The organism is Faecalibacterium sp. BCRC 81149 (assembly GCF_022750605.1).
Lineage (GTDB): Bacteria > Bacillota > Clostridia > Oscillospirales > Ruminococcaceae > Faecalibacterium > Faecalibacterium duncaniae.
Genome location: NZ_QXJA01000001.1, coordinates 227,633 through 252,872, shown reverse-complemented (window position 1 = coordinate 252,872; position 25,240 = coordinate 227,633). Strand labels below are relative to the sequence as shown.

Annotated in this window: 26 protein-coding genes; 23 read left to right on the top strand and 3 right to left on the bottom strand. The window is 60.4% G+C overall.

From position 1 onward, the window contains the following. Positions 1-14 precede the first annotated feature (14 nt). The 6 genes from D3F01_RS01265 to D3F01_RS01240 all read left to right on the top strand — a co-directional run bounded on the left by D3F01_RS01265 (position 15) and on the right by D3F01_RS01240 (position 7,350). Positions 15-887 (top strand): 3-hydroxyacyl-CoA dehydrogenase NAD-binding domain-containing protein, encoded by an 873-nt coding sequence (locus D3F01_RS01265; RefSeq protein WP_242885629.1) that lies wholly within the window; start codon positions 15-17, stop codon positions 885-887. Positions 888-1,006: 119 nt separating this feature from the next. Further along, positions 1,007-2,176 (top strand): acyl-CoA dehydrogenase, encoded by a 1,170-nt coding sequence (locus tag D3F01_RS01260; protein ID WP_005932748.1) that lies wholly within the window; start codon positions 1,007-1,009, stop codon positions 2,174-2,176. A gap of 17 nt (positions 2,177-2,193) precedes the next feature. After that, positions 2,194-2,988 carry an acryloyl-CoA reductase electron transfer subunit gamma gene (gene acrB, locus D3F01_RS01255; protein ID WP_005932750.1) on the top strand — a complete coding sequence of 265 codons (795 nt, stop codon included), beginning with the start codon at positions 2,194-2,196 and terminating at the stop codon, positions 2,986-2,988. Positions 2,989-3,009: 21 nt separating this feature from the next. Further along, the gene (acrA, locus tag D3F01_RS01250) at positions 3,010-4,104 is read left to right on the top strand and encodes an acryloyl-CoA reductase electron transfer subunit beta (RefSeq protein ID WP_005932752.1); all 1,095 of its coding nucleotides are present in this window, start codon (positions 3,010-3,012) and stop codon (positions 4,102-4,104) included. Positions 4,105-4,261: 157 nt separating this feature from the next. Continuing rightward, complete coding sequence (locus D3F01_RS01245; RefSeq protein WP_242885628.1) at positions 4,262-5,788, top strand: SPOCS domain-containing protein; 1,527 nt, start codon at positions 4,262-4,264, stop codon at positions 5,786-5,788. A gap of 161 nt (positions 5,789-5,949) precedes the next feature. After that, on the top strand, positions 5,950-7,350 hold the full coding sequence (locus D3F01_RS01240) for a nucleobase:cation symporter-2 family protein (RefSeq protein ID WP_242885627.1): 1,401 nt from the start codon (positions 5,950-5,952) through the stop codon (positions 7,348-7,350). Positions 7,351-7,417: 67 nt separating this feature from the next. Here the strand turns inward: D3F01_RS01240 and D3F01_RS01235 are convergent, their stop codons facing one another. Further along, positions 7,418-8,080 (bottom strand): nucleotidyltransferase family protein, encoded by a 663-nt coding sequence (locus D3F01_RS01235; RefSeq protein WP_242885626.1) that lies wholly within the window; start codon positions 8,078-8,080, stop codon positions 7,418-7,420. A 109-nt stretch (positions 8,081-8,189) separates the two neighbouring features. On the opposite strand from D3F01_RS01235, the gene D3F01_RS01230 reads away from it, so the two are divergent. Genes D3F01_RS01230 through yqeB form a run of 10 tightly spaced genes read left to right on the top strand, consistent with a single transcriptional unit; the run spans position 8,190 to position 17,363 of the window. After that, the gene (locus tag D3F01_RS01230) at positions 8,190-8,975 is read left to right on the top strand and encodes an FAD binding domain-containing protein (RefSeq protein ID WP_156057935.1); all 786 of its coding nucleotides are present in this window, start codon (positions 8,190-8,192) and stop codon (positions 8,973-8,975) included. A gap of 6 nt (positions 8,976-8,981) precedes the next feature. Beyond that, a complete protein-coding gene (locus D3F01_RS01225) occupies positions 8,982-9,455 on the top strand; it encodes a 2Fe-2S iron-sulfur cluster-binding protein (RefSeq protein WP_005932760.1) in 474 nt (157 codons plus the stop codon). After that, a complete protein-coding gene (locus D3F01_RS01220; RefSeq protein WP_097771057.1) occupies positions 9,452-11,740 on the top strand; it encodes a molybdopterin cofactor-binding domain-containing protein in 2,289 nt (762 codons plus the stop codon). Before D3F01_RS01225 ends, D3F01_RS01220 begins: the two co-directional genes overlap by 4 nt. Further along, a complete protein-coding gene (gene yqeC, locus D3F01_RS01215; RefSeq protein WP_242885625.1) occupies positions 11,740-12,444 on the top strand; it encodes a selenium cofactor biosynthesis protein YqeC in 705 nt (234 codons plus the stop codon). Before D3F01_RS01220 ends, yqeC begins: the two co-directional genes overlap by 1 nt. A gap of 1 nt (position 12,445) precedes the next feature. Then, positions 12,446-13,483, top strand: coding sequence for a selenide, water dikinase SelD (gene selD, locus D3F01_RS01210; RefSeq protein WP_242885624.1), 1,038 nt, complete (start codon positions 12,446-12,448; stop codon positions 13,481-13,483). 14 nt (positions 13,484-13,497) lie between these two features. Further along, positions 13,498-14,130, top strand: coding sequence for a sulfurtransferase-like selenium metabolism protein YedF (gene yedF / locus D3F01_RS01205; protein ID WP_242885621.1), 633 nt, complete (start codon positions 13,498-13,500; stop codon positions 14,128-14,130). Continuing rightward, positions 14,127-15,260 carry an aminotransferase class V-fold PLP-dependent enzyme gene (locus tag D3F01_RS01200; protein WP_242885619.1) on the top strand — a complete coding sequence of 378 codons (1,134 nt, stop codon included), beginning with the start codon at positions 14,127-14,129 and terminating at the stop codon, positions 15,258-15,260. The genes yedF and D3F01_RS01200 overlap by 4 nt, the downstream gene beginning before the upstream one ends. Positions 15,261-15,263: 3 nt before the next feature. Then, positions 15,264-15,494 (top strand): DUF3343 domain-containing protein, encoded by a 231-nt coding sequence (locus D3F01_RS01195; RefSeq protein ID WP_117476795.1) that lies wholly within the window; start codon positions 15,264-15,266, stop codon positions 15,492-15,494. A gap of 18 nt (positions 15,495-15,512) precedes the next feature. After that, positions 15,513-16,544 (top strand): XdhC family protein, encoded by a 1,032-nt coding sequence (locus D3F01_RS01190; protein WP_242885617.1) that lies wholly within the window; start codon positions 15,513-15,515, stop codon positions 16,542-16,544. A 3-nt stretch (positions 16,545-16,547) separates the two neighbouring features. Beyond that, complete coding sequence (yqeB, locus tag D3F01_RS01185; RefSeq protein ID WP_242885615.1) at positions 16,548-17,363, top strand: selenium-dependent molybdenum cofactor biosynthesis protein YqeB; 816 nt, start codon at positions 16,548-16,550, stop codon at positions 17,361-17,363. Between the two features lie 39 nt (positions 17,364-17,402). On the opposite strand, the gene D3F01_RS01180 is transcribed toward yqeB, so the two are convergent. Continuing rightward, positions 17,403-17,945 carry a DUF4364 family protein gene (locus tag D3F01_RS01180; protein ID WP_097771065.1) on the bottom strand — a complete coding sequence of 181 codons (543 nt, stop codon included), beginning with the start codon at positions 17,943-17,945 and terminating at the stop codon, positions 17,403-17,405. A gap of 92 nt (positions 17,946-18,037) precedes the next feature. Continuing rightward, positions 18,038-18,973, bottom strand: a complete 936-nt coding sequence (locus D3F01_RS01175) for a S1 RNA-binding domain-containing protein (RefSeq protein ID WP_242885614.1) — start codon at positions 18,971-18,973, stop codon at positions 18,038-18,040. A gap of 196 nt (positions 18,974-19,169) precedes the next feature. On the opposite strand from D3F01_RS01175, the gene D3F01_RS01170 reads away from it, so the two are divergent. The 7 genes from D3F01_RS01170 (at position 19,170) to D3F01_RS01140 (ending at position 25,236) form a co-directional block, all read left to right on the top strand. After that, complete coding sequence (locus tag D3F01_RS01170; protein ID WP_223454096.1) at positions 19,170-19,361, top strand: DUF951 domain-containing protein; 192 nt, start codon at positions 19,170-19,172, stop codon at positions 19,359-19,361. A gap of 31 nt (positions 19,362-19,392) precedes the next feature. Beyond that, positions 19,393-20,484 carry a peptide chain release factor 1 gene (gene prfA, locus D3F01_RS01165; protein WP_242885613.1) on the top strand — a complete coding sequence of 364 codons (1,092 nt, stop codon included), beginning with the start codon at positions 19,393-19,395 and terminating at the stop codon, positions 20,482-20,484. An 87-nt stretch (positions 20,485-20,571) separates the two neighbouring features. Then, complete coding sequence (locus D3F01_RS01160; RefSeq protein WP_242885612.1) at positions 20,572-21,597, top strand: L-threonylcarbamoyladenylate synthase; 1,026 nt, start codon at positions 20,572-20,574, stop codon at positions 21,595-21,597. Further along, positions 21,594-22,223, top strand: a complete 630-nt coding sequence (coaE, locus tag D3F01_RS01155; RefSeq protein WP_242885611.1) for a dephospho-CoA kinase — start codon at positions 21,594-21,596, stop codon at positions 22,221-22,223. Before D3F01_RS01160 ends, coaE begins: the two co-directional genes overlap by 4 nt. Continuing rightward, positions 22,220-22,783, top strand: coding sequence for a lytic transglycosylase domain-containing protein (locus D3F01_RS01150; RefSeq protein WP_227612345.1), 564 nt, complete (start codon positions 22,220-22,222; stop codon positions 22,781-22,783). Before coaE ends, D3F01_RS01150 begins: the two co-directional genes overlap by 4 nt. An 82-nt stretch (positions 22,784-22,865) precedes the next feature. Continuing rightward, positions 22,866-24,266 (top strand): aminopeptidase, encoded by a 1,401-nt coding sequence (locus tag D3F01_RS01145; protein ID WP_242885610.1) that lies wholly within the window; start codon positions 22,866-22,868, stop codon positions 24,264-24,266. Between the two features lie 124 nt (positions 24,267-24,390). Further along, a complete protein-coding gene (locus D3F01_RS01140) occupies positions 24,391-25,236 on the top strand; it encodes a MerR family transcriptional regulator (protein ID WP_242885608.1) in 846 nt (281 codons plus the stop codon). Positions 25,237-25,240: the final 4 nt, after the last annotated feature.

Genomic DNA, 25,240 nt, shown 5'->3' with positions numbered 1-25,240 from the left:
AGGAGAGATTTCCTATGAAGATCGGTGTTATCGGCGCTGGCACTATGGGTCAGGGCATCGCTAAGGCATTTGCACAGGTTGAGGGCAACACCGTTGCTCTGTGCGACATCAAGCAGGAGTGGGCAGAGAACGGCCTGGCAAAGATCAAGAAGGGCTACGAGAAGCTGGTTGCTAAGGGCAAGATCCCCCAGGAAAAGGCTGACGCGATCGTTGCAGCCATCACCCCGGGCCTGAAGGAAAATCTGTGCGCAGACTGCGACCTGATCGTTGAGGCTGCTTTCGAGGATATGAAGGTCAAGCAGACCACTTTCGGCGAGCTGGATAAGATCTGCAAGCCCGAGTGCATCTTCGCTTCCAACACTTCTTCTCTGTCCATCACCGAGATCGGCAAGGGCCTGACCCGTCCCCTGATCGGTATGCACTTCTTCAACCCTGCTGACCGCATGAAGCTGATCGAGGTCATCGCCGGCTGCAACACCCCCGCTGAGACCGTTGAGAAGATCAAGGAGATCTCCGTTGCCATCGGCAAGAGCCCTGTTCAGGTCAACGAGGCTGCTGGCTTTGTGGTCAACCGCATCCTGATCCCCATGATCAACGAGGCTGCCTTCATCAAGATGGAGGGCGTTTCCGATATCGCAGGCATCGATACCGCTATGAAGCTGGGTGCCAACCACCCCATGGGACCCCTGGAGCTGGGCGACTTCATCGGCCTGGATATCTGCCTGGCTATCATGGATGTCCTGTACCATGAGACCGGCGACAGCAAGTATCGCGCCTGCCCGCTGATCCGCAAGATGGTTCGCGGCGGCAACCTGGGCTGCAAGACCGGCAAGGGCTTCTACGTTTACAACGCAGACCGCACCAAGACCCCTGTTGACCAGCTGTAATTTCTGATAAACATTTCTCCCGGCCGTGGGGAAAGCGGTCGGGAGGAATTTGTTTGCAACCGGGTAGGGGAGAACCCCGACCCCGGGAGATAAAAAACACCCGTTAGGAGGATATAGCGATGGATTTTACTCTGTCCAAGCAGCAGCAGATGGTGCAGAAGATGTACCGCGAGTTTGCTGAAAACGAAGTCAAGCCCCTGGCTAAGAAGGTTGATGCAGAAGAGTACTTCCCCAAAGAGACCGTCGAGAAGATGGGCAAGCTGGGCATGATGGGCATTTACTTCCCCACCTCTGTCGGCGGTGCAGGCGGCGATGTGCTGTCCTACGTCATGGCAGTGGAGGAGCTGAGCAAGGTCTGTGGCACCACCGGTGTCATCGTCTCCGCTCACACCAGCCTGTGCGCTGCTCCTATTTATGAGAACGGCACCCCCGAGCAGAAGGCAAAGTACCTGCCCAAGCTCTGCAGCGGCGAGTGGCTGGGCGCTTTCGGCCTGACCGAGCCGGGCGCTGGTACCGATGCACAGGGTCAGCAGACCATTGCCAAGGAAGAGGATGACTGCTGGGTCCTGAATGGCTCCAAGATCTTCATCACCAACGCCGGTTTCGCTGATGTCTTTATCGTCATCGCTGTCACCGACCGCGTTCTGGATAAGAAGGGCCGTCCCACCAAGCTGTGCTCTGCCTTCATCGTTGAGCGCACCGATCCGGGCTTCTCCGTCGGCAAGGCTGAGGATAAGATGGGCATCCGTGGTTCTTCTACCTGTGAGCTGATTTTCGAGGACTGCCGTATCCCGAAGGATCGTATGCTGGGCGTGCGCGGAAAGGGCTTCCAGCTGGCCATGGCTACCCTGGACGGCGGCCGTATCGGCATCGCTTCTCAGGCTCTGGGCATTGCCGAGGGCGCTCTGGAAGAGACCGTTGCCTACGTCAAGGAGCGCAAGCAGTTTGGCCGCAGCATCTCTGCATTCCAGAACACCCAGTTCGAGTTGGCTGAGATGAAGGCTCGCGTTGAGGCTGCCAAGTATCTGGTCTACGCTGCCGCTCTGAAGAAGCAGCAGGCCATGGACGGCGCAAAGGTCCGTTACAGTGTCGAGGCTGCTCAGGCTAAGCTGATCGCAGCCCGCACCGCAAGCGATGTGACCCGCCGCTGCCTGCAGCTGTTCGGCGGTTACGGCTACACCCGTGACTACCCCATCGAGCGCATGATGCGTGATGCCAAGATCACTGAGATCTACGAGGGCACCAGCGAAGTGCAGATGATGGTCATTTCCGGCGCTCTGCTGAAGTAAGGGAGGTAAGATTTACAATGAAAGCAATTGTTTGTGTAAAGCAGGTTCCTGATACCTCCGGCAAAGTCGCCGTCAAGGCAGACGGTACTCTGGATCGTGCCTCTATGGCCACCATCACCAACCCCGATGACCTGAACGCTCTGGAGGCAGCTCTGAAGCTCAAGGACGCTACCGGCTGCGAGGTCGTTGTCATCACCATGGGTCCTCCTCCGGCCGAGGGAATGCTGCGTGAGCTGCTGGCCCGCGGCGCGGACAAGGCTGTTCTGGTCTCTGGCCGTGAGTTCGGCGGTTCCGATACCTTTGCAACCAGCCAGATCCTGGCTGCTGCTGTCAATAAGATCGGCGTTGGCCCCGAGGACGTTGTGTTCTGCGGCCGTCAGGCAATCGATGGCGATACCGCACAGGTCGGCCCCCAGATCGCTGAAAAGCTGCATCTGCCCCAGGTCACCTATGTGGCTGACATCCAGAAGGATGGCAACACCCTGACCGTGAAGCGTATGCTGGAAGACGGCTACATGATGGTCAAGGTGCAGACTCCCTGCCTGCTGACCTGCATCAAGGAGCTGAACCAGCCCCGTTACATGAGCGTCAATGGCATCTTCACCTGCTACGACAAGCCCATGGAAGTGTTCGATTACAACGCTCTGAAGGATGATCCGCTGATCGAGGTCGATACCATCGGTCTGAAGGGTTCTCCGACGAACGTCTTTAAGTCCTTCACTCCTCCGCAGAAGGGCGCAGGCACCATGCTGACTGGCGACGACACCGCCGCACAGCTGGCAGGTATCCTGGCCAAGAAGCACCTGATCTGATGAAAGGAGCATAGGATTACAATGGCTGATTTTAACGAGTACAAGGGCGTTTGGGTCTTTTGTGAGCAGCGCCAGGGCAAACTGATGCCCACCGATTTCGAGCTGGTCAGCGAGGCCCGCAAGCTGGCTGATGAGCTGAACTGCGAAGTCACCGGCCTGCTGCTGGGCGATAACGTGGACGGCATTGCCAAGGAGCTGGGCGGCTATGGCGCTGATAAGGTCATGGTCTGCGACAGCCCCCTGCTGAAGGATTACACCACGGACGCATACGCCAAGGTCGTCTGCGACATGGTCAACGAGTACAAGCCCGAGGTCCTGCTGATCGGTGCCACCAACATTGGCCGCGATCTGGGCCCTCGCTGCGCAGCCCGCCTGCACACCGGCCTGACCGCTGATGCTACCCACCTGGACATCGACACTGCAAAGTACATCGACTTCCTGAAGGAGAGCTCCACCATCGACCTGTCCAAGCAGAAGTTCGATATGGAAGACCGCAACCTGAAGATGACCCGTCCCGCATTCGGCGGCCATCTGATGGCTACCATCATCTGCCCCCGCTTCCGTCCCCAGATGTCCACCGTGCGCCCCGGCGTTATGAAGAAGGCTCCCTTCGATCAGGCCAAGGCAGATGCCTGCCAGATCGTGAAGCCCGCTTTCGAGTTGTCCGCTGCCGACATCAAGACCGAGGTCCTGAGCGTCGAGAAGGCTGCTGAGAAGCTGGTCGATCTGATCGGTGCCGATGTCATCGTCTCCGTTGGCCGCGGCATCAGCAAGGATGTCAACAAGGGCATCGAGCTGGCTGAGCAGCTGGCTGCTGCACTGGGCGGTGGCGTTGTGGGTGCTTCCCGTGCCGTTACCGATGCAGGCTGGATGACCGCTGACCATCAGGTCGGTCAGACCGGTAAGACGGTCCACCCCAAGATCTATGTTGCTCTGGGCATTTCCGGTGCCATCCAGCACACCGCCGGTATGCAGGATTCCGAGTGCATCATCGCCGTCAACAAGAACGAGAGCGCACCTATCTTCGGTGTTGCTGACTACGGCATCGTGGGCGATCTGTTCAAGGTCGTTCCCGAGCTGATCAAGCAGATCGAGGCTGCCAAGGCTGCTGAATAAGCACCTGATTTTCCCCGAACCCTGATTGTGATAAGGCCGCCGCGCAGTGGAAACGCTGTGCGGCGGCCTTTTGTGTCTCCGGAAAGTAGCTTCGTTCTATCCTGCCTGTTCCCGGAATAAAATGACACCAAGAGCGGACAGGAAAGGAGCGCGTACCATGGAGTTGAAGATCTTTCGGGATGCCCTGCCGGCGGCGGGGACAAACTGTACCCTCAAGGCAGAGCTGCCGCTGGAAACAGAGATCCTGATCTCTGATTATCTGCCACCGGTGTTCAAGCTGGTCAAGTGCTTTGTCAGGCCGGTGGTGCTGCAAAAGCGGCTGCAGCCCGGCAAGCTGCAATTGGAGGGATATCTGCGCTGTGTGGTCTATTATCAGGGGGAAGATGGGGCGGGTCTGTGCCAGACCGAGCAGAAGCTCCCTTTTACCAAGCTGCTGGATCTGCCGGAGTTCGTCTTCACGGCATGGGCCGTGCAGGTGGAGGGCCAGACCGAATATCTGAACTGCCGCACCGTCAACCCGCGCCGCATCGAGGTGCGGGGGGCGTATGGGCTGGTGGTATCGGTGCATACGCAGGTCAAAACGGATGTCATCACGGCTCTGTCGGATGGCGGGGTAGAGCAGAAACTGGTCACCCTTTCCGGGGTGCGGCGTGCCGCTGTGCTGGAAAAGCTGGTCACGGTCGAAGGCGAGATCCGCTTTCCCACGCCGCCCGCCGCCGTTTTGGACCTCAGCGGCAATGCCTCTGTCGGAGACCTCAAGCTCCTGAACGGGAAAGCCGTTGCCAAGGGCGGGCTGGTCGTCTCCTGCGCCTGGCGTGCCGAGGGCGACCCGGTACTGCAGAGCCAGAGCGTGAACTTGAACTTCAATCAGGTGCTGGATGTGGACGGCCTGAGCGAGGACTGCCGCTGCCTCTGCGTGGCCGAGCCGGTGGGCTTTACGCTCACGGAGGGAGAAGGGGAGGAACCCAGCCGCCTGACCGCCAACCTGATGCTGCGCCTGCGGGCGTGGAGGCCCTACCAGCTGCAGTGCGTGGCGGATGCCTTCTCCACGAAATTCGAGACAGAACAGACCCCGCAGACGGTACAGACGGAATCGCTGGCCTGCACCCTGGACGAGACCGTGACCCTGACCGGCTCAGGCCCCCTGCCGGATGCAGGAGCAAAAATTTTGGCCTGCTTTGCCTCCTTTGGCCCGGCCCTGTTGGCATACAGGGAAAACAACTGGGATCTGACCAGCCGGGTGACTGTGACTGCCTTTGGGGAGAACAGCCTTTCGGAGCTGGAAAGCTATGAAAAGGTGCTGGAGCTTGCCCTGCCGCTGGGGCGGGAGCTGCCCTCGGACGCGGAGCTGATCCCGGAGTGCTGGCTCCGTGCCGAGGATCTGCGCTGTGTCTGCGCAAACGGCACACTGGAGGTCAACCTTTCCGTCAAGGCAGAAGGGGCCATCCTACAGCGGAGCGGAAACACCTGTGTGGGCTCCATCGCGCTGGGGGAGCCGTTGACCCCGGCAGACCCGGAGATCAGCCTGCGCATCTATTATGCACAGGCGGGGGAGGAGCTGTTTGCCATCGCCAGGCGGTTCCATGTCTCCCCGGCCCAGATGCTTGCCGCCAACGACCTTGCAGAGGGCACCACGGCCATTGATGCGCCTCAAAGGCTTCTGGTGCCGGGAGCAGGGGGCTAATCTGTCCAATTTTGTGCTTCATAGAAGGACAATTCAAAGTTAAAGTATGACTTATGAACTAAAAATGAACAAAAAACATCCCGGACCTCTCCCAATTTGAGAAAGGCTCTGCTATAATAATTTTTGTCGTGTAAAAAAGCCTTTTGGATAAAGGAGAAGTTATGATCAAAAATATCGAGTTGGAGAAGGGTGCATACCAGTTTGATGCCAAGATGCCCCTTCGCCAGGCCATCCCGCTGGGCCTGCAGCATGTATTTGCCATGTTCGTGGGCAACCTGACCCCGCTTCTTATCATCACCAGTGCCTGCGGCCTTGCAGGCGGTGAGCTTGCTGACCTGCAGGTCAGCCTGCTGCAGAACGCCATGTTCGTGGCCGGTGTGGTCACGCTGGTGCAGCTGTTCTCCATCGGCCCTGTGGGCGGTCAGGTTCCCATCATCATGGGCACCAGCTCCGGCTTCCTGGGCGTGTTCAACAGTGTGGCTGCTTCCATGGGCGGCGGTGTGCTGGCCTACGGTGCCATCATGGGCGCTTCCATTCTGGGCGGCCTGTTTGAGACTGTGCTGGGCTTCTTCCTCAAGCCCCTGCGCAAGTTCTTCCCCTCGGTGGTCACCGGTACGGTGGTGCTGTCCATCGGTCTGTCCCTGATCTCCGTGGGTGTCAACTCCTTTGGCGGCGGCAACGCAGCCAAGGACTTCGGTTCCGCGGAAAACCTGCTGCTGGCTGTATTCGTGCTGGTGGTGATCCTGTTCTTCAAGCATTGGACCACGGGCTTCCTGAGTTCTTCCTCCATCCTCATCGGCATTGTGGCGGGATATCTGGCAGCCTTCATCATGGGCTTTGTCCTGCCCACCACCGGTGTCACTGCCGAGGGTGTGGAGTTCACCAAGGCATGGGTGCTGAACTGGAGCAAGGTGGCACAGGCCGACTGGTTTGCCATCCCCAAGCTGGTTCCCGTCAAGATCATTTTTGATATGCGCGCCATCCTGCCCGTGCTGATCATGTTCATCGTCACCGCTGTGGAGACCGTGGGCGATATCTCCGGCGTGATGGAGGGCGGCATGAGCCGTGAGGCCACCGATAAGGAGCTGTCCGGCGGTGTTATCTGCGACGGCTTGGGCTCTTCCTTTGCCGCCTGCTTCGGCGTTCTGCCCAACACCTCCTTCAGCCAGAACGTGGGTCTGGTTTCCATGACCAAGGTCGTCAACCGCGGTGCACTGGCTACCGGTGCCATCTTCCTGATCCTCTGCGGCCTGATCCCCAAGCTGGGCGCACTGGTCTCCATCATGCCGCAGGCCGTTCTGGGCGGTGCTGCCGTGATGATGTTCTCTTCCATCGTGGTGTCCGGCATCCAGCTCATTACCAAGGAAAAGATGACCCCGCGCACCTTGACCATCGTTTCCGTTGCACTGGGCGTGGGTTACGGCATGGGTGCCAATGCCAGCATCCTGGCACACACCCCCCAGTTCTTCCAGTTGATCTGCGGCGAGAGCGGCATCGTGCCCGCAGCCTTTGTGGCCATTGTGCTGAACGTGCTGCTGCCCAAGGACGATAAGGCCGTATAAACCTCTCAGTCACCTTCGGTGACAGCTCCCCTGACAGGGGAGCCAAGAAGTGCCCTTGCCTCTCCTGTCAGGTGATGCGCCATTGCGCTGCAATGGCGGAGAGCTCCTCCAGAGCTTCCGGCGTATCTGCATCCAGCAGTTCTTCCCGCCGCTGGGCGTAAACGATCTGTACCTGCTCAGGGTGAGCCTTGAGCACAACACTGCCGCCCTTGCCCTCGGGCAGGGTGCGCAGGGCGGGAAAATATCCGCATCCAAACAGAACGGGACTTCCGACAACGGTGTCCGGGCCATGTGCGGCCCGGGCTCCCAGCCGGAAGATCGCCCGCTCTGTTTCTTTTTGTGTCTGGGCAAAAGCAGTGATCAGCGTTTCCAGCGTCTCCCGCTGCAGCAGGGGCTGATCTCCGGGCAAGAAGATACAGCCTGCAAGGTTGGGGCATTGCTCCAGCAGCGCCTCCAGCCCCAGCCGAACGGTGTCGTTCCGGCCCGGCAGGCTGTGGAGCAGGCAGGGAACGGCCTGTGCGTCACACAGGGCCTTGACCTTGGCAGAGCGGGTCACGACCACCCGGGCGGCAAGGGCAGGGGTGGCGGTGACCTCCAGCGCCCGGCAGAGCAGGGGACGGCCCCCGAAATCGGCCAGCAGCTTGTTGGAGCCGAACCGCCGGGCCAGCCCCGATGCCATGATGACGCATCCCACCGGAGGGTGGGCGTTCTTTCTGCACAACTCTGCCATAAAATCATTCCTCCTGAACCTGCCGGCTCTGCGGCAGTCTTTCCAGTGGCATTATAAGGGATTTTGTGATAAAATAAAAGTAGCAATCGAAAAAAGAGAGGTACTGCGTATGATGACGATCCGGGAATACAAACGGGCCGAAAGCCTCGAGGAAGCCTGGCAGCTCAACCAGAAGCGAAACAATCGGGTCATCGGCGGCATGATCTGGCTCAAGATGGAGAACATCAATGTCGGCACCGCCATCGACCTGTCGGGCCTTGGGCTGGACAAAATTGAGGAAACGGCCGAGGGCTTTTCCATCGGGGCTATGGTGCCCCTGCGGCAGATCGAGCTCCACGAGGGACTCAATGCCTACACGGACGGCGCTGTGCGGGAATCTGTGCGCCACATTGTGGGTGTGCAGCTGCGCAACCTTGCCACCGTGGGCGGCAGCATTTACAGCCGTTTTGGCTTTTCCGATGTTCTGACCATGTTCCTGGCCCTGAACGCTTCGGTGGAGCTCTACAAGGGCGGCATCGTGCCGCTTTTGGAGTATGCTCAGCGCCCGTACGACAGAGATATCCTGGTACGGGTCATCGTGCCGAAAGAGCAGGCAGCATTCTGCTATCAGTCGGTGCGCAACAGCCAGACGGATTTTCCTGTGCTGACCTGTGCCGCCGCGAAAACAGCCGGGGGCTTCCGGGTCGCCATTGGTGCTCGGCCCGGCAAGGCAGTGCTGTATACCCTGCAGCCCAATGCCGCCGAAACGCCGGAGCTGACCGCTGCCCGCTTTGCCGCTGAGGTGCGGGCAAACATCCGGACGGAGAGCAACATGCGCGGCAGTGCGGAATACCGCAATCATCTGGCCGGGGTGCTGGTCAAGCGCGCTGTGCTGAAATTGGAAGGGAACAGGTGAGACAAGATGCAGGTGAATATTATTCTGAACGGAACCAAAGTCACGGCAGAGGCCGCACCGGACACCCTGCTCATCGATTTTGTCCGCGCACACGGCTGTTACAGTGTCAAGCGCGGCTGTGAGACCTCTAACTGCGGCCTGTGCACCGTCTTTCTGGACGATGTGCCGGTGCTGTCCTGCTCTGTGCTGGCAGCCCGTGCCGACGGTCACAGGGTGACCACGCTGGAGGGCCTGCAGGAGGAGGCTGCTGAGTTCGGCGCTTTTATCGCCGATCAGGGTGCGGAGCAGTGCGGCTTCTGCAACCCGGGCTTTATTATGAACGCTCTCGCCCTCTTCCGGGAAAAGGAATACCCCACTGAGGAGGAGATCAAGGAATATCTCGCGGGCAACCTCTGCCGCTGCTCCGGCTACGAGGGCCAGCTGCGGGGCATCCAGAATTTCCTCGCCTGGAAAAAAGCAAAACAGGAGGGTGCTGAATGAAAAACGTCAACAAAGCATTCCGCAAAAAGGATGCCATGCAGCTTGTGACCGGCAAGCCCGTTTACATGGATGATCTGGCCCCGGCAGACTGCCTGATCGTCAAGCTGTACCGCTCGCCCCATGCCAACGCTATGGTGGAGCGCATCGACACGTCCGTGGCCAAAAAGGTGCCCGGCATCGAGGCCATCTTCACCTGGGAGGATGTGGACCAGAACGCCCGCCGCTACACGCAGGCCGGCCAGACCTACCCCGAAGCCAGCCCCTACGACCGCCTGGTCATCGACCGCCACGTCCGCTTCGTGGGGGACGTGGTGGCCATTGTGGTGGGCAAGGATGAGAAATGTGTCGAGAAAGCCATGAAGCTCATCAAGGTGGAGTATCAGGTGCTGGAGCCGGTGCTGGATTTCCACACTGCGAAGGACAACCCCATCCTTGTCCACCCGGAGGACAACTGGGAGAGCCTGAGTCCCGTAGGTGCCGACAACAAGCGCAACCTCTGTGCCCACGATGCGTGCGGCGACGGCGACATCGATGCCGTGCTGGCAAAGTGCGATGTTGTCATCGACCGTGTCTACCACACCAAGGCCTGCCAGCAGGCCATGATGGAGACCTTCCGCACCTGCTGCTGGATGGATCTGTACGGGCGGCTGAACATCCTCAGCTCGACCCAGATCGTGTTCCATACCCGCCGCAATGTGGCAAACGCCCTGCACATCCCCAAATCCATGATCCGCGTCATCAAGCCCCGCATCGGCGGCGGCTTTGGTGCCAAGCAGACGGCGGTCTCGGCTATTTATCCGGCCTTTGTTACCTGGAAGACAAAGAAGCCCTGCAAGCTTATCTTCACCCGTGAAGAGAGCCAGACTGCATCCTCGCCCCGTCACGAGATGGAAATGCACGTCCGTCTGGGTGCCACCAAGGACGGCATCGTGAAGGGCATCGACCTCTACACCCTGTCCAACACCGGTGCTTATGGTGAGCACGGCCCCACAACGGTGGGCCTTTCCGGTCACAAGTCCATCCCGCTGTACGGCAAGGCCGAAGCCTTCCGTTTTGTCAGCGACGTGGTCTACACCAACCACATGTCTGCCGGTGCGTACCGCGGCTATGGTGCGACCCAGGGCCTGTTTGCAGTGGAATCTGCCGTCAACGAGCTGGCCGCCAGACTTCACATGGACCCCTTCAAGATCCGTGAAATGAATATCGTCAAAGAGGGCGATGTGATGCCCGCCTATTACGGCGCTGTGAACACCAGCTGCGCGCTGGACCGCTGCCTGAAAAAAGTCCACGAGATGATCGACTGGGACAACAAATACCCTGTGCGCGACCTTGGCAATGGCAAGGTGCGTGCCGTGGGCATGGGCATGGCCATGCAGGGCTCCGGCATTTCCGGCATGGATGTGGGCAGTGCCACCCTCAAGGTAAACGATGACGGGTTCTACTCCCTCATCATCGGCGCTGCCGATATGGGCACCGGCTGTGACACCACGCTGGCTCAGATCGCCGCCGAGGTGCTGGACTGTGACCTGGACAATATCACCGTCTTTGGCGCGGATACCGATACCTCGCCCTATGACTCCGGCTCCTACGCTTCCTCTACCACCTATGTCACCGGCAAGGCAGTGGAAAAGTGCGCCCTCCGGCTGCGCGGCCAGATCTGCAAGCTGGGCGCGGAGCTGCTCCAGACGACCGAAGATGCCGTGGATTTTGACGGCAAATTCGTCTCCCTGAACGCAGACCCGGAGAAGAGGGTCTCTCTCTCTGAGGTGGCCTTCGCCTCCCAGTTCGGCCACATGGTGCCGCTGGAGATCACCGAGACCCACACCTCGCCCCTTTCGCCCCCGCCCTACATGGTCGGCGCGGCTGAAATTGAGCTGGACAAGGAGACCGGTGAGGTCAAGGTGGTGGATTATGCCGCCTGCGTGGACTGCGGCACCCCCATCAACCCCAACCTGACCCGTGTGCAGACCGAGGGCGGCATCCTGCAGGGCATTGGCATGGCTCTGACCGAGAACATCACCTACGATGCCAAGGGCTGGCCGATGGAGAACTCCTTTATGCAGTATAAGATCCCCGCCCGTGTGGACATCGGCCACATCCGGGTGGAGTTTGAGAGCAGCTACGAGCCTAACGGCCCGTTTGGTGCAAAATCCATCGGTGAGGTGGTCATCAACACCCCGCTGCCCGCCATCGCGGATGCAATCTACAATGCCATCGGCACCCGCTTCTACGAGCTGCCCATCACCCCGGAGCAGGTCGCTATGGCGGTGGAAGAGAACCGCTGATGCTTTCGGAAACATATTTTCCGTTTCTGGCTGAAAAGGGCCATGTGATCTCGCTGGTGGGCGGCGGCGGAAAGACCACCCTGCTCTATGCCTTTGCCCGGCATTGTGCCGCCAAAGGCTGGCGGGTGCTGGTGAGCACCACCACCCACATCCGGCAGCCCGGGGCACATTATGCCGCAGATGAGGCAGCCCTTGCGGCCCTCTGGGCGGCAGGGCAATATGCCGTGGCCGGTGTCCCGGCAGAGCAGGGCAAGCTGACCGCCCTGCCGTCGGAACAGCTGACCCGCTGGATGGCACAGGCGGATATGGTTCTTCTGGAAGCGGACGGTGCAAAACGGCTGCCCTGCAAGGCCCCGGCAGCCCATGAACCGGTGCTGCTGCCGGAAAGCGATATCGTGCTGGCTGTGGCCGGATTGTCCGCACTGGGCAGACCTCTGCGGGAGGTCTGCTTCCGGCTGGAGCAGGCCTGCGCCCTGCTGGGCGCTGGCCCCGAAACGCTTCTGACCCCTGAGCTGCTGGCAAGGCTGCTGGCCAGTGAGCAGGGAGGACGAAAACAGGTGGGGAACCGCTGTTTTTCTGTGGTGCTCAATCAGGCGGATGACCCCGCCCGCATTGCTGCCGGAGAACAGACCCTCACGCTCCTGCGCGAAAAATATGAGGTGCAGGGCATGTTGACTTATTTTGATGAAAGGGAGCGTGCATGAAATGGCAGAACAAGGCCCCATTGTATTCTGCACCGGCGGCGGATGCACCGCAAAGCTGGGTGCCGGGGTACTGAGCCGCATTCTGGAAAAGCTGCCCCGGGGCGAAAAAGACCCCGACCTTCTGGTTGGCTACGACAGCCGGGACGATGCCGCCGTCTACCGCATTACCGAGGATATTGCCCTGGTGCAGACGGTGGATTTCTTCCCGCCGATGGTCGATGACCCCTATACCTTCGGGCAGATCGCCGCGGCCAATGCCCTGAGCGATGTCTACGCCATGGGCGGTGAGGTCAAAACGGCACTGAATCTCGTCTGCTTCCCCGAGAGCATGGATCTGAACGTGCTGGGGGAGATCCTGCGCGGCGGTGCCGAAAAGGTGGCCGAAGCCGGGGGCACGCTGGCGGGTGGGCACTCCATTGCCGATACCGGTGTGAAGTACGGCCTGTCGGTGACAGGCCTGGTAGACCCGCACCGCCTGACGGCCAACGATACCGGCCGCCCGGGCGACAAACTTCTTCTTACCAAGGCGCTTGGCGTGGGACTGATCTGCACTGCCAACCGGGTGGGCGAAGCCGCTCCGGAACAGATGGAAGCCGCAGTCCGTTCCATGACCACCCTGAACAAAGCAGCGGCAGAGATCGCGCGCAGGTACGAGGTGCACGCCGCCACGGATGTGACCGGGTTCAGCTTTCTTGGCCATCTGCACGAGATGATGGGGGAGAAACTTTCCAGTGTCATCGATGCCCATGCGGTGCCGATACTGCCCGGTGCGTGGGAGGCCGCGGATGCCTGCCTGTACACCGCTGCCGGTCAGCGCAACCGAAACCACACCGGGCCCTTTGTTCGGTTTGAGAAAGTGCCCTTCCCGATGGAGGAAATTCTGTTTGATCCCCAGACCTCCGGCGGCCTGTTGTTTGCTGTGGCCCCGCAGGATGCCGCTGCACTGGAAGCAGAGCTGCAGGCGGCGGGTCTGCCCGCAAAGATCGTGGGCACCATTGGGGAAAAGCAGACACCGGAGATCACAGTAACATACGAATGATGGAGGAACAACCGATGATCAAGATCGATGCCCGTGGAGATGCCTGCCCGCTGCCCGTGGTCAAGGCCAAAAAGGCCATTGCAGAGCTGCACGGCCCCGGCGAGGTGGAAGTGCTGGTGGACAATGAGATCGCTGTCCAGAACCTGACCAAGATGGCCCAGCAGAAAGGCTACCTGTCCAGCTCCGAAAAGCTGGCCGAGCAGGAATACCGTGTCCGTTTTACCATCAAGGACACGCCCGCTGCGGATACCGCTGTGCTGGGCGAAGAGAAACAGCAGGCAGAAGCGGAAACCTGCATCCCGGATGCCCGCACCGATACAGTGGTGGTCATCGCGTCCGACAAGATGGGGGAAGGGGCCGAGGAGCTGGGCAAGACCCTGCTCAAGGCCTTCGTGTTCTCCCTGACCCAGCAGGACAAGCTGCCCAAGACGATCCTGTTCTACAACGGCGGCGCATCCCTGACCGGTGAGGGTTCGCCCATGCTGGAAGATCTGAAGGCACTGGAAGCTGAGGGCGTGGAGATCCTGACCTGCGGCACCTGCCTGAACTACTACGGCATAACGGAGAAGCTGGCCGTGGGCGGCGTGACCAATATGTATGTCATCGCTGAAAAGATGCTGAATGCCGGGAACGTGGTCAAACCGTGATCTACCTTGATAACGCCGCAACCACCCTGCATAAGCCCCCGGAGGTGGGGCAGACGATGCTGGATGCTTTCCAGACAGCGGGCAACCCGGGCCGTGGAGCTCATGCGCCCACCCTGCACGCCTCCCGCATCGTCTACGAGACCCGGGAAGCGCTGGCCCGGCTCTTCCATGCCGAAGGCCCGGCCTGCATCGCCTTTGCATCCAATGCGACCCAGGCGCTGAATACGGCCATCAACGGGCTCTTTGGCCCGGGAGAACATGTCATCACTACGGTCTGTGAGCACAATTCCGTCCTGCGGCCCCTCTACCGCCTCCAAAGGCAGGGGGGTGAGGTGAGCTTTGTAGACGTGGATGCAAACGGCGTGCTCCGCTATGCGCAGTTTGAGCAGCTGCTCCGTCCCAACACCAGGGGAGTGGTTGTGACCGGTGCTTCCAATGTCACCGGCAACCGCACGGACCTGGCGTTCGTATCCGCTTTTGCAAAAAAGCACGGCCTGTTGTTCATCGTGGATGCCGCCCAGACAGCGGGTGCCATGTTGATGGACGTGCAGGCTTTGGGGATCGATGTGCTCTGCTTTACCGGGCACAAGGCGCTGCTTGGCCCGCAGGGCACCGGCGGGCTGTATGTCCGGCCTGGGCTGCAGGTTGCCCCCCTTGTGGTGGGCGGCAGCGGAGTCCACAGCTTTGATGAACACCACCCTGTCGAAATGCCCACCGCTCTGGAAGCCGGGACGCTGAATGTGCCGGGAATCGCCGGGCTGGGGGCCGGGGTGCGCTGGCTCCTGACGCAGGGCGTGGAAGCGCTGGAAACAAAAGAAAATGCGCTTGCACGCCTGTTTTATGAAATTGTCCGGGAAATTCCCGATGTGCAGCTCTATGGTGACTTCACTGCGCCGCGTGCGCCCATCGTTTCACTGAACCTGGCGGGCGAGGATTCCGCCCGGGTGGCAGATGCGCTCTGGGAAGAGTACGGCATCTGTGTGCGGGCCGGTGCGCACTGTGCTCCGCTGATGCACAGGGCGCTGGGCACCGTGGAGCAGGGTGTGGTACGGTTCAGCTTCTCCCACACCAACACCCGGGAGGAGGCGCTTGCCGCTGCCCGTGCGGTGCGCAGCCTGGCGGAGGAATAAATAATGCGTGCAAAGAGACCCTATATCGTGTTATCCTTCCGCACCACAGTGGAAGCAATGGCATGGGAAAAACACTGCGAAGCGGAACACATCCCCGGGCGGCTTATTCCGCTGCCCCGGGAGCTCTCTGCCGGGTGCGGCCTTGCGTGGCGGATGCCGCCCGAGGACTGGCCGCTGTGGCAGAGCCGCATCGACCCCGCTGCCTATGATGCCGCAGCGGCGGTAGAACAATAACAAATAAAGGAGAATTGGATGGGAAACCGTTCTTTTTTCAATGCACTCCATGACCGGGAGGGGGATTTTCTGCTGGCCACGGTGCTGGAAGGCCAGGCGCAGGGGGAACGTGTCCTGCTGCGGAACACAGCACCGGTCTGGCCGGAGGAACTGCCTGCGTTCTGGGGGGAGCATCTGCCTGCCTTGGCCGCTGTGACCTCCAGTGGAATTCTGAAATCAGCCGGACAGCGCATCTTTGTGGAGCGCTTTGGCGCGGCCCCGCAGCTTGTGGTCTGCGGCGGCGGCCATGTGGGCGCGTCGGTGGTGCGGCTGGCAAAGCTGCTGGGCCTGCCGGTCACAGCGCTGGAGGACCGCCCCGAGTTTGCGGAGGAGCTGCGTCAGGCCGGGGCCGATGCTGTGCTCTGCCTGCCCTTTGCAGAGGGCCTTGCGCAGATCCCCGGCGGGCAGGAGACATACTTTGTGGTCGTGACCCGTGCCCACAGCTGTGATATTGCCTGCCTGCGTTCTATTCTGCAAAAGCCCGCCGCCTATGTGGGCATGATGGGCAGCCGGAAGCGCGCGGCTCTGGTGCACACACAACTGGCCGAGCTGGGGCTGCCGCAAGAGCGCATTGATGCCCTGCACGCGCCCATTGGGCTTTCTATTGGCGCAAAAAACGCACAGGAGATCGCATTTTCTATTCTTGCGGAGATCGTCTCCGTTAAAAACAGCCGCCAGCAGACCGAGGGCTTTTCCCCGGCGCTGCTGGCCGCGCTGGAACAGCAGACCGCTCCGGCGGTGCTGGCGACCATCGTAGGCCGCCATGGCTCTACGCCACGGGAGGAAGGCTCCAAGATGTTGGTCCTGCCCGATGGCTCTGCCGTGGGCAGCGTGGGCGGCGGCATCATGGAGTACCGCACCCAGAAGCTGGCGCGGGAATTGCTGGAGCCGGGGGCTGCCCCGTGCAGGCTGGCCGCCTTTACCACAGAGGGGGCCAGCGATGCCGCGGCCATTGCGGCCTGCGGCGGCTCCATGGAAGTCTTTTTGCAGCGTCTGGAACCGGAGGAATGAGCCATGAAACGTGATGATCTGATCGTTGTCCGGGGCGGGGGAGACCTTGCCACCGGTGTTGTGCATCGGCTCTGGTCGGCAGGGCTGCGGGTGCTGGTGTTGGAAACGGCCCATCCCGCCGCCATCCGTCGGCAGGTATCTCTCTGTGAGGCTGTCTATGAAGGCGAGACCGCTGTGGAAGGAATGCGGGGCATCCGGGTGGAGACGCTGGCGGATGCCGATGCCGTCTGGGCACAGAACGCCGTGCCGATTTTGATAGACCCAACAGGTGCGTGTCTGCCGCAGGCAAGGCCTGCTGTTCTGGTGGATGCCATCATCGCAAAGAAAAATCTGGGCACCACCCGGGAGATGGCTCCGCTGACCATTGCCCTTGGCCCCGGCTTTGCGGCGGGGCAGGATGTTGACGTGGTGGTGGAGACCAAGCGCGGCCACAAGCTGGGCCGCATCATCCGGGAAGGGTCTGCCGCACCCAACTCCGGCGTGCCGGGCATCATCGGCGGCTATGGTGCCGAGCGTGTACTCCATGCGCAGGCCGCGGGAATCTTCCGCAACCTGCATTCCATCGCCGATTTTGTGGAGGCAGGCGAGGCTGTGGCCGAGATCGAAATGCCGGATGGTCAGCGTCTGCCGGTGGTCACACAGATCTCCGGCATCCTGCGGGGGCTGCTGCGGGATGGCTACCCAGTGACCAAAGGATTCAAGGTAGCTGATGTGGACCCCCGCCGCGCAGAGCTGGAAAACTGCTTCCTCATCTCGGATAAGGCCCGCTGCATTGCGGGCAGTGTGCTGGAACTGATCGCCGCAGCGTGCTGGAACTAAAAGAAACGGGACTGTTTTTGCAACAGCCCCGTTTCTTTGTTACTCTGTCAGTTTTGTGATGAGCATCTGATAGATCTCGTTGCCCTTGAGGATGAACTGCTTCTTGACCAGATCGGCACTCAGCCGGTCAGGCGTGCCGATGTCCAGACAAAACAGCTCCTGATCCAGTGCCTTGATGGTGCAGCGGATGGAGCAGTGGCCGTCCGGCTTTTCGGTGATGCGGGCGCTGTACTCGGCCTCTTTGCGGGCCCAGGTCTGGCTGCGCAGAACCGCCGCCACCGCGCGCTCCCGCACACTGCGGGGCAGGTCATAGGCAAGCTCCTGCGCGACCTTGCGTCCTTTTTCGGTGATGGAGTAGCGGTCTTCCTTCAGCGTGACCAGCTGCTGGCGGGTGATATCATCCAGACAGGAGCCGATCTCAAAATAGTTGACCAGCTGTTCTTCCATCAGCGCGTTCTCGATCTCCGTCCGGGTGATCGGCCCGGCATTCTTCACCAGATAACACAACAGCAACCGGATCTCCGTGCTGTCGGTCAGCCCGCCGGGACGAACACCGGCGGTAAAAGCATCGTTGGCGGCCATCGTTCTGCACATCCCCCTGTCATTTCAAATTGCTGCCCGGCACTGCCTCGGGGCAGGCCGTAAAGAATCACTTTCTTATAGTATAAAGGGTTTCAGACAGGATTGCAAGCCGCAACCGCAAAATCTGTTTCAATGCGCTTGCGGCTTTCGGGGGTGGAATACAGCCAGTGGTCGATATGCCCCTCGGTGATGAAATAGCGCAGGTCGAACCGGTGGCTCTGGCCCAGGCTGTGGTTGACGATGACCAGCTTGATCTTCATTTTATCGGGCAGGATGTTTTTGATGTAGACGCTCACCGCCTGCCCGGGGTGCAGGTCGGGGCAGGTCTCGGCAAGGCCGGCCAGATTGGGGGCGATCTCCACAAAGGTGCCGTATTCCTCCACGCTCCGCACAATGCCCACCACGGTCTCGCCCACGGTGAACCCGGCGGCGTTCTCCTCCCAGGTGCCTAGCAGCTCCCGGATGGTCAGCACGAACCGCCCCTGCGCATCCCGGCTTTTGATGGCGCACAGGATCTGCTGGCCCACACTCACCCGGTCGGCAGGGGAGGAGATACGGCTGACCGACATGCAGTCGATGGGCAGCAGGGCGCTGATGCCGCACCCAACGTCACAAAAGGCACCAAACGGCTCGATGTGGGTCACAGTGCAGGGCAGGATGTCCCCGGGCTGTAAGGTGTCCAGATACTCTGCCTTGCACATCCGCTGTGCCTCAGCCCGGGAAAGCTGGTAGCAGGGCTGGCCGTTTTCCCCGGTCTCCATCCCTTCGATCACAAAGCAGGTGGGGCGGCCCACCCGCGTCAGCACCGCAATGTCCCGCACGGTGCCGCTCTCAGCCCCATCGGCACACTGGCCAAAGGGCATCACGGCCTTTACCCCGCCCAGGTCGAACCGGAGCTGGCGCTGGGTGTCAAAGGCAAGGGCAGTGCTCTGTAAAATTTCGCGGCTGGCGATGGCGGCGCGCAGTTCTGCGGGGCTGAGCCGGTCTGCGGAACGGTAATTGCCTTCAGTACGAAATGTCTGCATCATGGTTTGTTCCTCTTTCTGTGTTATTTTAGCGTTTTCCGCTGCACGTCGGCACACAAAGCAGGTGTCGGCATTAAAACTCTATGCGCGGACAATTGCATTTTATACGAGTTTGGTTTATACTATATCTGTATGTGCGGCATGGAAACCAGCTGCACAGGGTACTGCCCCGCCAAGGGGCGGCAGGAGGGAAAGAAATATGGATATCGCAGTGGGAGATACCATCCAGACCCGCAAAAAACACCCGTGCGGAGCTTCCAGCTTCGAGGTGCTCCGGGTCGGTATGGATTTTAAGATCCGCTGCACGGGCTGCGGCCGTGAGGTCATGCTGCCCCGCGCGAAAATTGAAAAAAACATCAAGAAAGTGCTCAAGCCCGGCGCTTCCGAGTAACCATTGGGTCATGTAAGGAGAACTGCACAGTATGTCAAGACTGCTTTCCCAAATGGAGGCTGTCAGCCACCGGTTTGAAGAACTTTCCATCCGCCTGAACCAGCCGGAAACAGCGGCAGATCCCGCACTGTTCCGCCGCTTGATGCAGGAGTATCACGAGGCGGAACCCGTGGTGCAGGCCTATCAGGCCCTGATCACGGCGCAGGATCATCTTGCTCAGGCCAAAGCCCTGCTCGAGGGCGAGACCCTTGATCCGGACTTTAAGGAAATGGTACAGCAGGAGATCGGCGAAAAAAGTCAGGAAGTGGCGCAGCTGGAAAATAATCTCAAAATTTTGCTGCTGCCCAAGGATGTCAACGATGGCAAAAGCGTCATCATGGAGCTGCGCGGTGGTGCGGGCGGCGAAGAGGCCGCGCTGTTTGCCCACAGCCTGATGCGGATGTACACCATGTACGTTCAGAGCAGGGGCTGGGAGCTGGAGGTGCTGAACCTCAACGAGACGGAGCTGGGCGGTGTCAAGGAAGCCATCCTTGCTGTGAACGGCGCAGGGGCCTATAACCGGCTCAAGTATGAGAGCGGGGTGCACCGTGTCCAGCGTGTGCCCGAGACCGAAACGCAGGGCCGCATCCACACCTCCACGGCAACCGTGGCGGTGATGCCGCAGGCCGAAGAGGTGGATCTTGTCATCGACCCCAAGGATCTGCGCATCGATACCTTCCGTTCCTCCGGCGCGGGCGGCCAGCACATCAACAAAACGTCCAGCGCCATCCGGGTCACGCACATCCCCACCGGAATGGTGGTGGAGTGCCAGAACGAGCGCAGCCAGTTCCAGAATAAGGATAAGGCGCTGGAGATCCTGCGCAGCCGCCTGCTGGCTCAGAAGCAGAAGGAACAGCAGGATGCCATCAATGCCAACCGCGCGGGGCAGGTGGGAACCGGTGATCGCAGCGAGAAGATCCGGACCTACAACTTCCCGCAGGATCGCTGCACAGACCACCGCATCGGCCTGACGGTCCACAATCTGGATAAGATCATGGACGGAAATTTGGACGAGATCATTGATGCACTGGCAACCCATGAACAGGCCGAAAAGCTGCGTCAGCTCAACGCACAGACCGAATGAAGCTATGATGAAAAGAATAACGTGTTTGTGTTGATTTAATGATTGAAAAGTATTTATACTTTACAGACAGAAAGAACGATGAATCGCATGAAAATGAAAACTGAAATTTTACCTGCTGAGGGCGAAGCAATCGCCAAAGCAGCTGATCTGCTGCGCAGAGGGGAGCTGGTGGCCCTGCCCACCGAGACGGTCTACGGCATTGCCGCCGATGCGCGGAACGGCGCGGCAGTCGCAAAGATCTTTGTGGCCAAGGGCCGCCCGCAGGATAACCCCCTGATCGTCCATGTCACCGGCCCGGAGATGCTGCCCGGCCTTGTCAGCGAGGTGCCCGAGCGTGCCCAGCTGCTGATGGCCGCGTTCTGCCCCGGCCCTCTGACCATCATCATGCCCCGCGGCCCGGAGGTGGCCGCGGAGTGCTGTGCCGGTCTGGACACGGTGGGCATCCGGATGCCCAGCTACCCGGTGGCACGGGCTGTTATTGCGCAGAGCGGCTGTGCCTTTGCGGCCCCCAGCGCGAACCTTTCCGGCAAGCCCAGCCCCACCAACGCACAGGATGTGTTCACCGATATGGATGGCCGTCTGCCCCTGATCCTGGATGGCGGCGAGTGCGATGTGGGTGTGGAGAGTACCGTGATCTCTGTGGTAGGCGAAAAGCCCACCCTGTTCCGCCCCGGCCATATCACGCTGGAAGATCTGGAGCGTGCTTTGGGAGAGGAGGTTGAGGTCTCCAAGGCCATCCTCGAAAAGCTGCCCGAGGGTGCTGTTGTCCGCAGCCCCGGCATGAAGTATAAGCATTACGCCCCTAAGGCAGATGTCACCCTGCTGGACGGCACCTTTGAGCAGTTCAAAGCCTATGTGGATGCCCATGCCGACCAGAACCCCAGCTGCCTCTGCTTTACCGGCGAGGCCGAAAAGCTCGGCTGGCCCTGCGTGGAGTATGGCAGAGAGGGTGACGGTGCCGATCAGGCAAAGCATATCTTCCGCAGCCTGCGCGCACTGGATGAGCAGGGGGACGGCGTGGTCTATGCCCGCTGCCCCAAAAAGGACGGCCTGTCCATGGCAGTGTACAACCGCCTGATCCGAGCGGCAGCGTTCCGGGTGATCCAGCTATGATCACGCTTGGGATCACCGGCCGCAGCGGCTGCGGCAAATCGACCGTGACGGCGGTGTTTGCCGCCCATGGTGTCCCGCTGGTGGATGCCGACCAGATCTCCCGCGAGATCCTTCTGCCCGGTTCTCCGCTGCTGCCAGTGTTGGCCCGGCGGTTCGGGGCAGATATCCTGTATGCCGACGGCAGCCTGAACCGCCGCCTACTGGCAGACCGCGCCTTTGCCGCACCGGAGGGAAAGGCTGCTCTGGATTCCCTCGTGCTTCCGGAGATCATCCGGCGGGTCTGCAGACTGAAGCAGGCCGCCCGGGAAGCCGGAGCACCGCTTTTTGTGATAGACGGAGCTGTGATCGTGGGCACCGATGCGGAAAAAGAGTGCGACCACCTCTGTGTGGTCACTGCGCCCTTTGCCACCAGTGTGGCCCGCATTGCGGCCCGGGACGGCATCGCCCCGGAGATGGCGGCACGGCGGCTCAACGCCCAGACCCCGGAAGAGGTCCTGCTTGCCAGGGCCGATCTTGTCCTGCGCAACGATGCTGACCTTGCTTCTCTGGAAGCGGCAGCTGCGGCGCTCTGTGAGCAGCTGCAGGCTGAGGGTGCACGGAAAGGTGGCGTGGACACTTCGCTTTGAAAAAGTTTTTGAAAACGCTGGTGCTGCTCTTTCTGCTCTGTGTGGTCCTGCTGGCGCTGCCGCCGGTGCGCCGTCAGGTGGAACAGCGGCTCTACCCGCGGAAATACAACGACCTTGTGGAGCAGTACGCCGCCGAGTATGACCTTGACCCGCTGCTGGTCTATTCCTTCATCCGCACCGAGAGCGGCTTTGACCCGGGCGCAACTTCCAGTGTTGATGCGCGCGGCCTGATGCAGATGACGGAGGAGACCTTCCTCTGGCTCCGCAGTAAGCTGGGCCTGGGGGAGGAGGTTTCCTTTGGCGACCTGTATAACCCCGATGTAAGCATCCGCTTCGGGTGCTATTACCTCCACCTCTGCCTGGTGCGTTACAACGGAGATATCTCCACGGCCGCCGCAGCCTACCACAGTGGGTGGGGCACCGTGGATGCCCTGCTCCAGAAGGAAGAGCACTCGGAGGACGGGCTGACCCTGTCGGGCTTCCCCTATAACCAGATGCACCACTATGTGGAAAAGATCACCGCCTGCTATGCCAAATACACCGAGCTGTACGGAGCTTGAGCAGGCTGCAAACCCGCTTGAACCGGCTTGCGCCGGTTTGAAATATTTAGGAATATCGAAAGAGAAAGGCAGGAGAAATTCTATGGCAGAAAAAACTCCGAACCAGCAGCTGGCTGAAAAGCTGCTCTATAAGCCTGCTTACGTCGCCGATAAAGATGCTGACGTGAAGCAGAAGGCCCACGACTTTGCCGAGGGCTACAAGAAGTTCCTGGATGCAGGCAAGACCGAGCGCGAGGTCGCCGCCGAGAGCGAGCAGATGCTTAAGGATGCAGGCTACCAGCAGTTCGACCCGAAAAAGACCTACAAGCCCGGTGACAAGATCTACTTTGTCCAGTGCAACAAGGCCGTGGTGGCTTCCACCATCGGTACCAAGAGCTTTGAGGATGGCTTCCATCTGGTCATTGCCCACACCGACAGCCCCCGTCTGGATCTGCGCCCCACCCCGCTGTATGAGTCTGACCACCTGAGCTACTTCAAGACCCATTACTACGGTGGTGTCCGCAAGTATCAGTGGGGCACCATTCCGCTGTCCATCCACGGCGTGTTCACCCGTGAGGATGGCTCCACCGTCACCGTCCGTGTGGGCGAGGATGAGAACGATCCCGTCTTCTGCATCACCGACCTGCTGCCCCATCTGGGTGCCGAGCAGAACGCCCGTCCCCTGAAGGACGGCATCAAGGCTGAGGAGCTGAACATCCTCATCGGCTCTGATGCTGTTGATGACGAGAACGTCAAGGAAGCTGTCAAGCTGAATACCATGATCCTGCTCAACGAGAAGTACGGCATCACCGAGAAGGAGTTCATGCGTGCTGAGATCGAGATCACCCCGGCCTACAAGTGCCGCGACGTTGGCTTTGACCGCTCCATGGTGGGCGGCTATGGCCACGATGACCGTGTGGATGCTTATCCCGCACTGATGGCCGAGATCGAGACCAAGAATCCCGCTTACACCACCGTCTGCGTCCTGACCGATAAGGAAGAGATCGGCTCCGATGGCGTGACCGGTATGCAGAGCATGTACGCCTTCCACTTCATGCAGGAGCTTTGCCGTACCGCCGGTCAGGATGATATCCTGGCCTTCCGTCACAGCGTCTGCCTGTCCGCTGACGTGACCGCTGCCTACGATCCCACCTGGGCAAGTGCATTTGAGCCCATGAACGGCACCTATGCAGGCCGCGGCATTGCCATCTTCAAGTACACCGGCGGCGGCAGCAAGGGCTCTGCAAGCGATGCCTGCGCTGAGCTGGTCAGCGATATCACCCGGATGCTGGACAACGGCAACGTTGCATGGCAGATCGGTGAGCTGGGCCGTCTGGATCTGGGCGGCGGCGGCACCATCGCCAAGTATGTCGCAAACCGCGGCATCCCCGTGCTGGATATCGGTGTGCCTGTGCTGTCCATGCATGCTCCCTTCGAGGTCATCCACAAGAACGACCTGTACATGGCTTACCGTGCCTTCTCCCTGTTCAACAACGCACAGTAAGCGCGATCCAGAATGAATGCCCCGGCAGGTTTTGCGCCCGCCGGGGCATTTCTGCGCTATTTTAAGAAAAATGCTTGACCTTCAACCGACTTTATGGTGTAGTGTAAGGGCGGAGGTGAAGCAAATGAACATCAAACAGGCTTCAGAACAAAGCGGCGTGTCTGCCCCGAACATCCGCTTTTACGAAAAAGAGGGGCTTCTCACACCGGCGCGCAGGCAGGGCAATGACTACCGCAATTACACCGCCGGGGATGTCCGCACCCTCAAGCTCATCCGAATGCTTCGGATGCTGGATGTGCCGCTGCCCACCATCAAGGCGGTGCTGCGCGGGGAACAGCCCCTGCAGCAGGCGCTGCAAGCCCAGCAGACTGTGCTGGAGCAGCAGGCGGCGCAGCTGGCAGCAGCCATGCAGTTTTGTGCCGACCTTGCCCGCCAGCAGCCGCAGGCAGATACGCTGGACGTGGATGCCTGCCTGACCCGCATGGAAAGCCCCACCCCGCAGCAGGGCTTCTTCTTCGGCTGGCTGCAGGATTACTGCACGCTGGCGCGGGTGCAGCATCAAAAGCACTTTTTCTTTATTCCGCAGGGCAGCATCAACACCCCGCAGGAGTTCACGGCGGCGTTGCAGACCTATGCAGAAGAGCGGGGAATGCAGTTCGCCCTGACCAAAGAGGGGATGTACCCGGAGTTCTCGCTGGATGGCATTCCTTATAAAGCTTACCGCAATCCGGGCAAATACCGGGACGAGATCTGCTGTGATGCCGTGCATCCCGAGCAGCTTGACACCGGGCTTTCCTCCCGGCGGGAAAAGCTGCTGCGCATTGCGCGTATCGTGCTGCCGCCGGTGTGCGTCTTTGCGGCTATCATGGCAGCGGGGTGGGCAGTCACCGGCGGCACGGACTGGCTCTGGCTGGCGGCGCTGGCATCCGGCGGGGTACTGCTGGGGCGCTGCTTTGAAAAGTGGCTGTAAGGCG

What these genes read in the sequence shown, in the direction of transcription:
- D3F01_RS01265 (WP_242885629.1), top strand. Translation starts at nt 15, where the DNA reads ATGAAGATCGGTGTTATCGGCGCTGGCACTATGGGTCAGGGCATCGCT.
- D3F01_RS01260 (WP_005932748.1), top strand. Translation starts at nt 1,007, where the DNA reads ATGGATTTTACTCTGTCCAAGCAGCAGCAGATGGTGCAGAAGATGTAC.
- acrB (WP_005932750.1), top strand. Translation starts at nt 2,194, where the DNA reads ATGAAAGCAATTGTTTGTGTAAAGCAGGTTCCTGATACCTCCGGCAAA.
- acrA (WP_005932752.1), top strand. Translation starts at nt 3,010, where the DNA reads ATGGCTGATTTTAACGAGTACAAGGGCGTTTGGGTCTTTTGTGAGCAG.
- D3F01_RS01245 (WP_242885628.1), top strand. Translation starts at nt 4,262, where the DNA reads ATGGAGTTGAAGATCTTTCGGGATGCCCTGCCGGCGGCGGGGACAAAC.
- D3F01_RS01240 (WP_242885627.1), top strand. Translation starts at nt 5,950, where the DNA reads ATGATCAAAAATATCGAGTTGGAGAAGGGTGCATACCAGTTTGATGCC.
- D3F01_RS01235 (WP_242885626.1), bottom strand. Translation starts at nt 8,080, where the DNA reads ATGGCAGAGTTGTGCAGAAAGAACGCCCACCCTCCGGTGGGATGCGTC.
- D3F01_RS01230 (WP_156057935.1), top strand. Translation starts at nt 8,190, where the DNA reads ATGATGACGATCCGGGAATACAAACGGGCCGAAAGCCTCGAGGAAGCC.
- D3F01_RS01225 (WP_005932760.1), top strand. Translation starts at nt 8,982, where the DNA reads ATGCAGGTGAATATTATTCTGAACGGAACCAAAGTCACGGCAGAGGCC.
- D3F01_RS01220 (WP_097771057.1), top strand. Translation starts at nt 9,452, where the DNA reads ATGAAAAACGTCAACAAAGCATTCCGCAAAAAGGATGCCATGCAGCTT.
- yqeC (WP_242885625.1), top strand. Translation starts at nt 11,740, where the DNA reads ATGCTTTCGGAAACATATTTTCCGTTTCTGGCTGAAAAGGGCCATGTG.
- selD (WP_242885624.1), top strand. Translation starts at nt 12,446, where the DNA reads ATGGCAGAACAAGGCCCCATTGTATTCTGCACCGGCGGCGGATGCACC.
- yedF (WP_242885621.1), top strand. Translation starts at nt 13,498, where the DNA reads ATGATCAAGATCGATGCCCGTGGAGATGCCTGCCCGCTGCCCGTGGTC.
- D3F01_RS01195 (WP_117476795.1), top strand. Translation starts at nt 15,264, where the DNA reads ATGCGTGCAAAGAGACCCTATATCGTGTTATCCTTCCGCACCACAGTG.
- D3F01_RS01190 (WP_242885617.1), top strand. Translation starts at nt 15,513, where the DNA reads ATGGGAAACCGTTCTTTTTTCAATGCACTCCATGACCGGGAGGGGGAT.
- yqeB (WP_242885615.1), top strand. Translation starts at nt 16,548, where the DNA reads ATGAAACGTGATGATCTGATCGTTGTCCGGGGCGGGGGAGACCTTGCC.
- D3F01_RS01180 (WP_097771065.1), bottom strand. Translation starts at nt 17,945, where the DNA reads ATGGCCGCCAACGATGCTTTTACCGCCGGTGTTCGTCCCGGCGGGCTG.
- D3F01_RS01175 (WP_242885614.1), bottom strand. Translation starts at nt 18,973, where the DNA reads ATGATGCAGACATTTCGTACTGAAGGCAATTACCGTTCCGCAGACCGG.
- D3F01_RS01170 (WP_223454096.1), top strand. Translation starts at nt 19,170, where the DNA reads ATGGATATCGCAGTGGGAGATACCATCCAGACCCGCAAAAAACACCCG.
- prfA (WP_242885613.1), top strand. Translation starts at nt 19,393, where the DNA reads ATGTCAAGACTGCTTTCCCAAATGGAGGCTGTCAGCCACCGGTTTGAA.
- D3F01_RS01160 (WP_242885612.1), top strand. Translation starts at nt 20,572, where the DNA reads ATGAAAATGAAAACTGAAATTTTACCTGCTGAGGGCGAAGCAATCGCC.
- coaE (WP_242885611.1), top strand. Translation starts at nt 21,594, where the DNA reads ATGATCACGCTTGGGATCACCGGCCGCAGCGGCTGCGGCAAATCGACC.
- D3F01_RS01145 (WP_242885610.1), top strand. Translation starts at nt 22,866, where the DNA reads ATGGCAGAAAAAACTCCGAACCAGCAGCTGGCTGAAAAGCTGCTCTAT.
- D3F01_RS01140 (WP_242885608.1), top strand. Translation starts at nt 24,391, where the DNA reads ATGAACATCAAACAGGCTTCAGAACAAAGCGGCGTGTCTGCCCCGAAC.